At 44.3% G+C, this 13,476-nt stretch carries 10 protein-coding genes; 7 read left to right on the top strand and 3 right to left on the bottom strand.

Annotation, left to right across the window (positions count from 1 at the left end):
* Positions 1–3 precede the first annotated feature (3 nt).
* Positions 4–1,548: a sulfatase gene (locus F5613_RS15295; RefSeq protein ID WP_179400419.1), complete on the top strand. Its 1,545-nt coding sequence runs from the start codon at positions 4–6 to the stop codon at positions 1,546–1,548.
* Positions 1,549–1,687: 139 nt separating this feature from the next.
* Here F5613_RS15295 and F5613_RS15290 read toward each other — a convergent pair whose 3' ends face one another.
* Positions 1,688–3,106, bottom strand: a complete 1,419-nt coding sequence (locus F5613_RS15290; protein ID WP_179400418.1) for a sialate O-acetylesterase — start codon at positions 3,104–3,106, stop codon at positions 1,688–1,690.
* Between the two features lie 329 nt (positions 3,107–3,435).
* Between F5613_RS15290 and ahpC the strand changes: the two genes are divergently transcribed.
* Both ahpC and ahpF read left to right on the top strand, forming a co-directional pair.
* The gene (gene ahpC, locus F5613_RS15285) at positions 3,436–4,002 is read left to right on the top strand and encodes an alkyl hydroperoxide reductase subunit C (RefSeq protein ID WP_079683930.1); all 567 of its coding nucleotides are present in this window, start codon (positions 3,436–3,438) and stop codon (positions 4,000–4,002) included.
* A 67-nt stretch (positions 4,003–4,069) separates the two neighbouring features.
* Positions 4,070–5,623, top strand: a complete 1,554-nt coding sequence (gene ahpF / locus F5613_RS15280) for an alkyl hydroperoxide reductase subunit F (RefSeq protein ID WP_179400417.1) — start codon at positions 4,070–4,072, stop codon at positions 5,621–5,623.
* 167 nt (positions 5,624–5,790) lie between these two features.
* Here the strand turns inward: ahpF and F5613_RS15275 are convergent, their stop codons facing one another.
* Together F5613_RS15275 and F5613_RS15270 are read right to left on the bottom strand one after the other, a co-directional pair.
* Positions 5,791–7,326: a sulfatase family protein gene (locus F5613_RS15275; protein ID WP_179400416.1), complete on the bottom strand. Its 1,536-nt coding sequence runs from the start codon at positions 7,324–7,326 to the stop codon at positions 5,791–5,793.
* Between the two features lie 229 nt (positions 7,327–7,555).
* A complete protein-coding gene (locus tag F5613_RS15270; RefSeq protein WP_179400415.1) occupies positions 7,556–8,188 on the bottom strand; it encodes an NAD(P)H-dependent oxidoreductase in 633 nt (210 codons plus the stop codon).
* Positions 8,189–8,497: 309 nt separating this feature from the next.
* Between F5613_RS15270 and F5613_RS15265 the strand changes: the two genes are divergently transcribed.
* The 4 genes from F5613_RS15265 (at position 8,498) to F5613_RS15250 (ending at position 13,467) form a co-directional block, all read left to right on the top strand.
* Complete coding sequence (locus tag F5613_RS15265; RefSeq protein WP_179400414.1) at positions 8,498–10,063, top strand: glycoside hydrolase family 43 protein; 1,566 nt, start codon at positions 8,498–8,500, stop codon at positions 10,061–10,063.
* Positions 10,064–10,126: 63 nt separating this feature from the next.
* Positions 10,127–11,023, top strand: coding sequence for an AraC family transcriptional regulator (locus tag F5613_RS15260; RefSeq protein WP_179400413.1), 897 nt, complete (start codon positions 10,127–10,129; stop codon positions 11,021–11,023).
* Positions 11,024–11,163: 140 nt separating this feature from the next.
* Complete coding sequence (locus F5613_RS15255) at positions 11,164–12,282, top strand: glycoside hydrolase family 26 protein (protein ID WP_179400412.1); 1,119 nt, start codon at positions 11,164–11,166, stop codon at positions 12,280–12,282.
* 6 nt (positions 12,283–12,288) lie between these two features.
* Positions 12,289–13,467 carry a glycoside hydrolase family 130 protein gene (locus F5613_RS15250; protein ID WP_079683923.1) on the top strand — a complete coding sequence of 393 codons (1,179 nt, stop codon included), beginning with the start codon at positions 12,289–12,291 and terminating at the stop codon, positions 13,465–13,467.
* Positions 13,468–13,476: the final 9 nt, after the last annotated feature.

Here is a 13,476-nt window from a genome sequence, read left to right as displayed (position 1 = left end):
CTGATGAATAAAAAAAGAATTCTATCCATGGCCGCCATTCCTTTGGCAGGTTTAACTGGAATGCTGAATGCTGCTACACCAAAAGAAAAGCCCAATATCATTCTTTTTATGGTAGATGATATGGGATGGCAGGACACATCCGTTCCATTTGGTCCGGAGAAAACACCCTTTAACCGCCTATATGAAACGCCTAATATGGAACGATTGGCTCGTCAGGGGGTTAAATTTACCAATGCCTATGCCTGTAGCATCAGTTCCCCTACCCGGGTAAGTCTGCTTACAGGGATGAATGCCGCCCGTCACCGTGTTACCAACTGGACATTAAATTATAACCAGAGTGTTGACGGGAAAAGTGATGTGCTGAAGTATCCCGAATGGAACCTCAACGGTATGAGTCCGACTCAAGGGGTTGAGCATACTTGTGTAGCAACTCCGTTACCTCAACTGCTTAAGGACAATGGTTATTATACCATCCATTGCGGTAAAGCACACTTTGGTGCCATATCGACTCCCGCAGCCGATCCTGAGAATCTGGGATTCCAGGTAAATATTGCCGGACATGCAGCCGGGGGATTAGCCAGTTATCTGGGTGAAGAAAACTATGGAAATAAAAAAGATGGGACTAAGTCTTCTCCATTTGCCGTTCCGGGACTGGAAAAATACCACGGTACCGATGTTTTTGTTACCGAGGCTCTGACCAGAGAGGCTATCCATGCTCTGGACAGCCGCGACCCAAGGAAGCCATTCTTCCTTTATATGGCTCACTATGCCGTACATATTCCAATAAATAAAGACAAGCGGTATTATCAGAAATACCTGGACAAAGGAATGGATCCCATTGAGGCAGCCTATGCTGGTTTGATAGAAGGGATGGATAAAAGTCTGGGCGATCTGATGAATTACCTGGAAGAGAACAAGCTGACAGACAATACCATTATTATCTTCATGTCTGATAACGGCGGATTAAGTGCTGCTGGAACCGGAAGAGGGGGTGATGCTAACACACACAATCTGCCGCTTAAAAGTGGAAAGGGATCTGCCTACGAAGGAGGTATTCGCGAACCGATGATTGTTTCGTGGCCCGGGACTACCAAGAAGGAGTCGGTTTGTGAAGATTATCTGATTATTGAAGACTTTTATCCTACGATACTTGAAATGGCACAAGTTAAAAGAGTCAAAACAGTACAGCCAGTCGACGGAAAAAGTTTTATTCCACTACTTACCGGTAAAGGAAAGAATCCTTCACTAAACCGGGCTTTGTATTGGAACACACCTAACAACTGGGGACCAACTGGTCCGGGTATTGCGGCTACCTGCGCCATCAGACAGGGAGACTGGAAACTTATTTATTATTACGAAACGGGCGCTAAAGAGTTATTCAATCTAAAAGATGATCTGGGTGAAGCAACCAATCTGGCATTAACAAATCCTGAAAAGGTAAATGAGTTATCCACGAAGCTAGGTAAGTTTCTACGAAAATCAGGCGGTCAACGTCCTTCGTTCAAAGCAACAGGGAAACCTGCTCCCTGGCCCGATGAAACATTCTGAACAGAATATAAGAGGATTTTATAACCCCAAGCGCTACGCCCAACAGATCCTGATGCTACTTTCTGAACAGTACAAAAGAGGAATGAATCCCTGAGATTCATTCCTCTTTTGCTGTAAGGGATAAACAAACAGATACGTCTTACCAATTGTCGGTACGGAACGGAACCACCGGCAACTCCCTGTGATTGTACAGATTTCCAATCAGAAAGTTACGAAAGCAGTAGCGAACTGCTGCTGGCTCCTTCACTTTATCGCAAGAAACAACCACTATCTTTTTATTTAGGTCGGCTTTGGCTTCGGCAGGATAGAATATCTTGTCGGCTCCAGCCATCTCAAAACCTATAATTCCCTCTTCTCTGCTGAATCCCTCCTGGGCATGGTCAAAGCTTATATATGCTTTACCTTCATTTATTTCCATAGATTTATAAGAAGGGCCGTAACACCACACACTATTCTTAAACCCGTAGGTATTGGCCAAAGCCATATAGCAAAGCCGCTCTCCCACCTTCGTCTTATTTTTGGGATGGATATTTTTCCGTTCGTAATCTTCAACCAGGTCGTTCGTGCTGATCATACCGCTATTCGGGATTAACCTTTGTGCATTGAATTGAGCCTCCCTAAGATAGGCAGCCGCATCCCCTTCTCCGTATTCAAACGGAGCAATCTCTACAAAGTAAAAAGGCAATTCACCTAATCCCCATTCCTCACGCCAAAGCTTAACCATGGTTGCCAGCCGGTCGGCATAGGTCTGATGCCTGCCTACATTCGATTCTCCCTGATACCATAAAAAACCTTTGATAGTATAGTTTACCAATGGCTTCAACATTCCATTGTACATAATCATAGGTTGCAACATTGGGTGAATTTTATCAGTACCCGCCAACGATAAATCCACGTCCGGATAGTTCTGAAGTATTTCCTTTTTCATCCAACCTTCTACCGTTGAACCTCCCCAACTACAGTTGATGATTCCAACCGGTATATCCAGAGATTTAGTAAGCATCATGGCAAAATGAAAAGCAGTTGCACTGAACTGGGCGGCATTCTCGGGATTACTTTCCATCCACTTTCCTTCACAGGAAGATTGAGGCTCGGTCTTCCCGACATTCGGGATGGTAGCCACCCTGATATGTTTAAACTGACCGGAAGTAGCTATCAAGGCATTGGCTCCTTCAATGGGACAATTCCAAAAACCATTCAGAGGCATCTGCATATTAGATTGTCCGGAACAAAACCAAACCTCACCAATCAAAACATTCTTCAGCGTAGTCTTTTCACCATCGTTTATAACAATTTCATGTTTTTGATAACTTGCCTTTGGGGTAGCAATCAACACAACCCAGTTTCCTTTTGCATCCGAAACTCCATTATAAGTAAGGTTGTTCCACGAGGTTGTAATCGCAATTTTCCGATTGGGAGTAGCTTCTCCCCACAGTTTCACCTTAGTGTTCTGCTGTAAAACCATGTTATCACCAATTATATCCGGAAGCTTGACTTTCGCAAACGAGACTGCCGAACATACAAGAAAGAGGATAAAACCCAAAATGATCTTTTTCATATAGATAGAATTTTAATAGATGATAAATAAATAATAGTTCATAAAACAATAGTGGTCGTCCTTCCTTTAATTAACACAAGGAAACATTTTGTAAAAGTAAGACTTTTTTTATTTGTTAAAATAAATTGCAATACTTTTCGATTTACAATTATTGAGATTCAGTCAATTAGAATTAAACCCAGACTTGGGATCCAAGCAATTACACAATCATATTAATTTCATCTATCAGCACATAAAATCAATCAATTGAAAATATAGCCCGATTCCTAAAATGGCGATTAATTTTGTGTCGTAAAACATAAACAAACACATTTAAATAATAAAAAACTATGAGTTCAATTATCAATTCTCTGGTTCCCGAATTTAGTGTTCAAGCTTTCCATCAAGGAAAATTCAAGACAATCTCATCCAGCGATGTAAAAGGTAAATGGGGTATTTTCTTCTTTTATCCAGCCGATTTCACATTCGTATGTCCTACAGAGTTGGAAGACATGGCAGACAAGTATGCTAAGTTTCAGGAAATGGGAGTAGAAATTTATTCTGTCAGCACCGATTCTCACTTTGTACACAAAGCATGGCACGATGCATCAGATACCATCCGTAAAATAAAATATCCGATGTTGGCCGATCCAACGGGAGCTTTAAGCCGTGCATTCGGAGTTATGATAGAAGAAGAGGGTATGGCTTACCGCGGAACCTTCCTTGTAAATCCGGAAGGACAGATTAAAATCGCAGAAATCCACGACAATGGCATCGGTCGTAATGCTGATGAATTACTACGTAAAGTAGAAGCTGCTCAGTTTGTAGCCACACACGTTGGCGAGGTTTGTCCGGCTAAATGGAAAAAGGGAGAAACAACCCTCAAACCAAGCATCGACCTGGTTGGTAAAATCTGATAACAATCATTCGGAGGCTGTACCAATTGGATACAGCCTCTTTTTTTAACTACAAAAAAAATATACTATGTTAGATAGTTCTCTTAAAGAGCAATTAAAGAGCATCTTCGCCGGACTGGAAAATAACTATACCCTGGCAGTAACGGCATCGCCTCAACACGATAGCCGCGAAGAATTAATGGATCTGCTACGTGGGGTCGAAGCATGCTCTACCATGATATCCTGCGAAGAATCTGCTGGCGAAGGCCTTTCATTTACTCTGTTGAAAAATGGAGAACCTACAGGCATATCATTTCGCGGGATACCGACCGGCCATGAGTTTACCTCCTTGCTGCTTGCACTTCTTAACCTGGATAAAAAAGGGAAAAACATCCCCGACGAGCATATTCAGTCTCGGGTAAAATCTTTAAAAGGTCCGATTAAGCTTACCACCTACGTATCACTTACCTGCACGAACTGTCCCGATGTTGTACAGGCCCTGAATGCCATGACGACCTTAAACAGTGAAATCAGCCACGAGATGGTAGATGGCGGTATCAATGAGAAAGAGGTGGAAGCTTTAAAAATCCAGGGAGTTCCCTCGGTTTTTGCCAATGGTAAACTGATTCATGTGGGACGAAGTGATTTTGGTGAGCTACTGAGCAAACTGGAAGCCGAGTTTGGGGTAAATGAAATCAATGAAGAAAAACCTGCTAAAAATTACGATGTGGTTGTTGTGGGAGGAGGACCTGCTGGCGTTGCCGCAGCGATCTATACCGCACGTAAAGGATTAAAGGTTGCCCTTTTAGCCGAACGTATCGGTGGACAAGTAAGAGAAACGGTAGGAATTGAAAATCTGATTTCTGTACCGGTAACAACCGGACAAGAGTTGGCTAACAACCTTATGGCACACATCAATGATTATCCCATCGATCTATTGGAGCATCGTCGTGTTGAGAAGGTAGCCACCGAAGGGATAAATAAGATACTGAAAGTTTCCGGAGGTGAAACTTACGTGACGCCGGCCTTGATAATAACTACCGGAGCCAGCTGGCGCCGACTCAATGTTCCGGGTGAAGCAGAGCATATCGGGAAAGGAGTGGCATTTTGTCCGCATTGCGATGGTCCTTTCTATAAAGGTAAACACGTTGCTGTGGTAGGTGGAGGAAACTCCGGCGTAGAAGCTGCAATCGATTTGGCAGGAATCTGTTCCAAGGTTACCATTCTCGAATATGCCGACGAGCTGAAAGCCGACCGTGTATTGCAAGATAAAGTGATGAGTCTGCCAAACGTTGAAATCATTCTTCAGGCTCAAACATCTCAGGTTATTGGAGACGGTAGTAAAGTAAATGCGATCCAATATAAAAACCGGGAAACCGAACAAGAAGAGCAGGTAAAGCTGGATGGCGTCTTTGTACAGATTGGGTTGGCTCCCAATAGCAGTGTATTTAAGGATGTTGTAAAAACAAATCATTCGGGCGAAATCAATATCGATTCCAATTGCCGGACCAACATTCCGGGTATTTATGCCGCCGGTGATGTTTCTACAGTACCATACAAACAAATTATCATTGCCATGGGCGAAGGAGCCAAAGCAGCTCTTTCTGCTTTTGAAGACCGCATCCGTGGAGTTCTTTCATAATATTTCCATTCATTGATCTGTATCCGGACTATAGGATGAAGGAACACTCTCTTTTGCTAAAACATAAAAGTTAAAATTCAAGAGGGTGAATCGGCCGTACGATTCACCCTCTTATTTCATTACATAGGACTCATTCCCTGAAGCAGCATATAGATGCTTAAGGATAATCAGTCGTTATTCTTATTTTTTTCTTTATCCAGTATGGCTTGCAATTCTTTCACTTTATCGGGATATTTATCTGCCAGATTCAGTTTCTCGCCCTTATCTTTTTTCAAATTATAAAGCTGAGGAAGTTTACTGTTGCCCAACTCCGTATTGGTTAGTTTATTATAGGCAGGGCCATTACCCGGAGCAATGTATTTCCAGTTGCTGGTTGTAACAGAAAGCGATCCGGCTTGCTCTATAATATATTCGCGTCCCAGCTTAGTCTTTCCCAACAATGTATTTAAGAAGTCCCTGCTATCCGGCGCTGATCCTTCGGGCAAAGTTGTATTCAACAAGGAGGCCATGGAAGCAAACAAATCCAACTGCGAAACCAGAGCAGAAGACACTGCAGGCTTTACATTAGCCGGCCAGCTTACAATAAAAGGAACCCTCGTACCCGCTTCGAAATTACTGTACTTTCCTCCCCTGAAATCGCCCCAAGGACGGTGTTTCCCTAGCAACTCAACAGCCTTATCCTGATAACCGTCATCCACTACCGGACCGTTGTCACTGGTTAAAACAATCAACGTATTTTCTGTCATCCCCAACTTATCAAGCACCTTCAATATCTCACCTACACTCCAGTCGAACTGCAACAAGGCATCACCACGGGCACCCATTCCGCTTTTTCCCACAAATCGTGGATGAGGAACACGGGGCACATGGGCATCATTCGTTGCAAAATAAAGGAAAAATGGTTTGTGCTGATTATCTTCTATAAATTGAACCGCTTTGGTTGTGATGCTATCGGCTATATTTTCATCTTTCCAAAGAGCCTGCTTTCCTCCTTTCATATATCCTATTCGAGAAACCCCATTAACGATGGCCTGGTCGTGACCATGATTTACACTGGGTTTCAATACCGTAAGCAATTCGGGATGATCTTTACCCAATGGCTCTCCGGGGAATGGCGTCGTATAACTTACCTCAATCGGATCATTGGGATCCAGATTTACTACCCGCTGATTCTCAACAAATACACATGGAACCCTATCACCTGTGGCCGCCATGATATAAGAATAATCGAAACCGATATCCTTTAATCCGGGTGTAATAAATCCATTCCAGTCCTGTGTACCGGTCTTATCACCTAAACCCAGATGCCATTTTCCCACAGCACCTGTAACATATCCCCCCGACTGAAACATATCAGCCACTGTATGCTGTTCTGGTCTGATAATCATACCAGCATCGCCCGTAGCTATACCGGTATCATTCCTGCGCCACGCATATTGTCCGGTAAGCAATGAATAACGCGACGGCGTACTGGTTGCGGCAACTGCATGTGCATCCGTAAAACGGACACCCCGTGAAGCCAACGCATCTACGTTGGGTGTATGAATAGTCTTCTCGCCGTTACAGCTCAAATCTCCGTAACCGATATCGTCTGCAAGGATAAAAATAACATTTGGACGTTCTGATTGTTGTGCATGGGTAGCCTGCAGAGAAGACAAAACAGCGGCTCCCACCCCGAGACAACCGATAAGTGTGTTGTTCATGATATTATTTGTTTAGCATTAAGTAAATTTCTTCTGGCATTTAACCGGGCCAAATATACATATATTATGTAAAAACAGGGCACAAATTGATTCTATAAAGCAACCTACTCCAATAAATCAGAAAGAAACGGGGATGAATCATCTCATATGATCCATCCCCGTCGTCAAATTAATAAAGCGTAAATGTAAACAACAATCTAATAATCAAGCACTGACCTTATAAAAGGCATTACTTAATTTCGGAAACAAACTCTTCTTTCGGACGTCTTACTTTCTTTAGATTTACCAGCCAGTCGTTGGCCTCGTCGCGATAGCCCAATGGCAACATGGTTACGCTACGCAAACCCTGCTCGCGAAGTCCCAGTAGCTTGTCCAATGCTTCGGCATCAAAACCCTCCATAGGGGTGGCATCCACTTTTAATTCGCCTGCAGCAGCAATCGCTAATCCAAAGGCAATGTAAGATTGATGAGCCGCATGGATAAAGTTCAGTTCGGCATCGCGGTTACCATATATACTTAAAAGTCTGTTTTTGTATTCATCCATCGTACCGGTTGGTAGTCCCCTTTCCGCTACGGTATAATCCAATATCTGTGTAATACGTTCGTTTGTATAATTATCCCACGCAGCAAAAACCAACAAATGCGAACAATCAGCAACCTGAGATTGATTAAAGGCAATCGGTACAATTTTTTCCTTTAGCTCTTTGTTTGTTATAACGATCACCTTGAAAGGTTGTAAACCGGAAGAGGTAGGAGCCAATCTGGCCGCCTCTACAATTGCTTCCACTTTTTCCTGAGGCACGGTTGCGCCATTCATCTTCTTCGTTGCATATCGCTCGTTGAGCACTTTTAATAATTCCATCGTTTTATTCAATATATTTATTTATGATTCTTCTTTTTGATACAACACTTAAACTGTTTTACAACATAAAATGTTCCGGAAGAAATAGATAAAATCTATTAAATGATGTCTATTTTAGCTATCATTCAATATCTCAGAAATAGGATTCCAGCCGGATTGATTTGTATTTCAGCCTGTAAATACCTATACTTGCAGTGTTTTTTTAGCTGTACGAAGTAATATAACAGCGGCGGTTGACATATATCACAGACAAGCACAATGAGTTAAAGATCACAATAACAGAGTAAAAACAATTGCAATTTGTAAAAAATGAGAAATCTAGTATTATTATTGGGGGTTCTTTTGGGAACTTTTATGGACATGCATGCACAAGACGGATTTCAGAATCCGGTTATTCCCGGATTTCACCCGGATCCAAGCGTCTGTCGGGTTGGAGACAATTATTATCTGGTTACAAGCAGCTTCGAATTCTTTCCCGGAGTTCCGGTGTTTCATAGTAAGGATATGATCCATTGGGAACAGATAGGACATTGCTTAACAAAGCCATCGCAGTTAAAACTGGATAAAAGCGGTGCATCTGGTGGAATCTATGCCCCAACGATCCGGTATAATAACGGAACATTTTACATGATAACGACCAACGTTTCGGACAAAGGAAATTTCATTGTTCATACTCAAGATCCCGCCGGCGAATGGTCGGAGCCTGTTTGGCTGAAACAAGAGGGTATCGACCCTTCTCTCTATTTTGAAGGAGATAAATGCTACATGGTTTCCATACCCAACGGAATCTGTTTGTGCGAAATCAATCCTCTTACCGGAGAACAACTCACCGAATCGAAGAAGATATGGAACGGAACCGGCGGAAGATACCCCGAAGCCCCTCATATTTACAAGAAGGATGGCTGGTATTATCTGCTGATTGCCGAAGGAGGAACCGAATACGGACACATGGTAACCATAGCCCGGAGCAGATCGATAGACGGACCGTACGAATCGAATCCTGCTAATCCGATCCTTACCCACAGAAATGAAAATGCACAGAATAATCCGATTCAGGGAACCGGTCATGCCGATATCGTACAGGCACACGATGGTTCCTGGTGGATGGTATTGCTGGGCTTCCGTCCTCAATCCGGAACGCACCATCTTTTGGGAAGAGAAACATTCCTTGCTCCTGTTCGCTGGGATCAGAATGCGTGGCCGGTGGTGAATGGAAACGGAACCATCTCCCTGCAGATGGATGTGCCTACACTCCCTCAACAGAAAACTGCGGATAAGCCGGTGCGGACCGATTTTAATGAACCGTATCTGGGTTTTGAATGGAATTACCTGCGTAATCCGGATCAAAAACGCTATAGCCTTGATGAGAGGAAAGGTTTCCTGCGACTAAAGGCTTCGTCTGTTACGTTAGACCAGGTCGCATCTCCTACTTTTGTGGGCAGAAGGCAGGAGCACATTGCATTTACGGCAACTACCGCCCTGGAGTTACAACAAGGGTCGGCAAACGATGAGGCGGGTGTAACACTCTATATGAACCCTGATTTTCATTACGATCTGTATTGCAGGCAGCTCGGCAACGGCAAACAGTCGCTTGTATTACGTTACCGGTTGGGCTTGATGAACCACATCGAAAAAGAGATAACGCTACCGAAAGGGAAACTGTATCTGCGCGTGAAGGGAGGAAATGAGCATTACACCTTCCTTTACTCGACTGACAATGTTACCTTTCATGAAGCAGGAAAAATGGATACCAAGCTGATAAGCACTGAAACGGCAGGCGGATTTACAGGCATCTACATCGGACTCTATGCGACGGCCTCTTCATCATCGTCGAAAGCCTACGCAGATTTCGACTGGTTTGATTATGCTTATTGACGCAGAATCGTACCTTTGACACTGAATAGTTGTACATAAAAACATAACATCGCCTTTTAGAGGATGACAACAACCGGAGACTCGAATCATATTATTCGCGAAATAACACCGCTTTCGGATAAAGACTGTTTTTATATCGTTGAACGATATAAAACGGAATTTACATATCCGCTCCATTGTCATGCCGAATACGAACTTACATTTATCGAAAAAGGCGCAGGTGTAAAGCGTATCGTTGGCGACTCGGTAGAGGTGATTGGCGACTACGACCTGGTGTTGATTACCGGCAAAGACCTTGAACATGTTTGGGAGCAGCATACGTGTGTATCTTCTAAGATAAGGGAGATCACAATTCAGTTCTCATCCGATCTGTTTAATCAAAGCCTTTTAAACAAGAATCAGTTCGACAGTATTCATAAAATGCTCGAATCGGCATCCATGGGTATAAGTTTTCCCATGGATGCCATTCTTAAAGTGTACGATAAACTAAACACCCTTGCTTCGGAAAGAGAGGGTTTCTATGCGGTCATTAAATTTCTTACCATCCTGTATGAACTCTCTCATTACGAAAATGCCCGTACATTGGCAAGCTCATCCTTTGCCCGGATTGAGCTGAATGCCGACAGCCGGCGGGTTAAGAAGGTACAGGAGTATATAAACAGCCATTATACGGAAGAGATTAGGCTACACCAAATGGCAGATCTAGCCGGAATGACCCCGGTGGCATTCAGCCGGTTCTTCAAACTTCGTACCGGAAAAAGTCTTTCCGATTTCATAATTGATATCCGTTTGGGCTATGCCGCCAGGCAATTGGTAGACTCCACCCACTCCATATCCGAGATCTGCTTTGCCTGCGGATTCAATAACTTGTCCAATTTCAACCGGATATTCAAGAAGAAAAAAGGATGTTCGCCCAAAGAGTTCAGAGACAATTACCGGAAGACTAAAATCCTCTTTTAGTAAGCTGGTTAAAATTGTATCGGTTTTAGATAAATAATGCGTGGTTTAATCTGCCTCATTCACCTACTTTTGCGTCCATAAGAGTAAAGACCTGTCGGATCACACATCCGACTTTCAGGAATCAAAGAAATGTAGGAAAAATGAAAAAAATCGCAACCATCGTTTGTGCATCCTTTCTGCTATTAGCATGTAATGCCGAGGGCAAGCAACAGGAAGATGCCGGGAAGACAGTACAACGTACCGTCCAGACCGAAAATCTGCTTAAGAATCTGAAAAAAATCCATCAAACCGGGTTTATGTTTGGTCACCATGATGATCCGCTGTACGGAATCAAATGGGAAGGTGATGCCAGCCGCTCCGATGTTAAAAGTGTGTGCGGAGATTATCCGGCAGTGATGAGCTTCGATTTAGGACACATCGAACTGGGCAGCAAAGAGAGTCTGGATAAGATTTCCTTCGATAAAATCCGGACTGAAATGATAAATCAATACAAACGCGGTGGAATGGTCTCTGTAAGCTGGCACCTGGACAATCCCCTTACCGGAGGAGATTCGTGGGATGTTAAAACTCCGGGCGCAGTAACGGCGATTCTACCCGGCGGTTCAAAACACGAACTGTTTATTACCTGGCTGGACCGGATTGCAGCTTTCTTCAATCAGTTGAAGACAGACGACGGCGAAAAGGTGCCTGTGCTTTTCCGTCCCTGGCACGAACATACGGGAAGCTGGTTCTGGTGGGGAAAGAATCTTTGTACACCCGATCAGTATAAACAGCTGTGGCAGCTGACGCGCAGCCGCCTGGACGAGAAAAAGGTAGATAACCTGCTTTATGCCTATTCTCCGGGAACGGAAGGTATCGGAGATGTGTATATGGAACGCTATCCGGGCAACGAATATGTGGATCTGCTGGGTGTGGACGGGTATCAGTTCGGCGGTGTTGCAGGAACCGATAATTATATAAAGACACTGGATATGATGCTGGCCTTTATGACCGAAAAGGGAAAAGAGCTGGATAAGCCCATCGCCCTTACGGAAACGGGACTGGAGGCTCTGCCTATGAGTAACTGGTGGACGGAGGTTCTGTTGCCTGTTGTTGAAAAGTATCCGGTTGCTTATGTACTGGTATGGCGGAATGCCCGCGAACGTGATAATCATTTCTATGCACCGTATCCCGGTCAGGCTTCGGCTGCCGATTTTGTGAAATTCTACGAAAACCCGAAAACCCTGTTTAGTCAGGATAATTTAAACTTATACAAATAAAATCTGATGATGACTTTTCAAGACAAAGTGGCCAGACTGATGCACGAGCACGAAGTGTTGGTTACGGCAAAGAACGAACCGGTTGCCGGAGGCAACGGAGTATATACACGCTACAAGAACCCGATTCTTACGGGTGCACATACACCTGTTTTCTGGCGTTACGACCTCAACGAGCAATCCAATCCATACCTGATGGAACGTATCGGGATGAATGCAGCCTTTAATTCGGGTGCGATGAAATGGAATGGCAAATATATACTCGTGGTGCGTGTAGAGGGAGCCGACCGTAAATCCTTTTTTGCCGTAGCAGAAAGTCCCAACGGAATAGACAACTTCCGCTTCCGGGATTACCCCATCACCATGCCCGACACGGAAGATCCGGCCACCAACATCTATGATATGCGGCTTACGGCCCATGAAGACGGATGGATTTACGGAATCTTCTGCGCAGAACGGCACGATCCCAAAGCAGCGGCAGGCGATTTGTCGTCGGCTACAGCCACGGCTGCCATAGCCCGCACCAAAGACCTTGTCGACTGGGAACGACTGCCGGATCTTAAGACTAAAAGTCAGCAACGCAACGTTGTACTTCACCCGGAATTTGTAAACGGCAAGTATGCCCTTTATACCCGTCCGCAAGATGGCTTTATAGATGCCGGCAGCGGAGGCGGAATCGGTTGGGCACTGGTGGATGATATGACCTGCGCCGAAGTGAAGGAAGAAAAGATAATAGACCTCAGATACTACCACACCATCAAAGAGGTTAAAAACGGTGAGGGTCCGCATCCCATAAAAACACCTCAGGGCTGGTTGCATCTGGCTCACGGAGTAAGAGGCTGTGCCGCCGGATTGCGTTATGTACTTTATATGTATATGACCTCCCTGGAAGATCCTACCAGACTGATAGCCACACCGGGCGGTTTCTTTATGGCTCCGGAGGGTGAAGAACGGATTGGCGATGTATCAAATGTGTTGTTCACAAACGGATGGATCAAAGACGAAGACGGAACCGTGTATATCTATTACGCATCGTCCGACACACGGATGCATGTGGCTACGTCGACTGTCGACAAGCTGGTGGACTATTGCATGAACACGCCGGCCGACGGACTTACCACCGCCGCTTCGGTTGAAACACTTAAAGACTTGATTGCACGGAATCTTAAAACATTGGGAAGGGAGTAATTCCTTCCC

This window comes from Macellibacteroides fermentans (assembly GCF_013409575.1).
In the GTDB taxonomy this organism is placed as follows: domain Bacteria; phylum Bacteroidota; class Bacteroidia; order Bacteroidales; family Tannerellaceae; genus Macellibacteroides; species Macellibacteroides fermentans.
The sequence above is the reverse complement of the archived record's forward strand: the minus strand, read 5'-3'. Positions and strand labels throughout refer to the sequence as shown.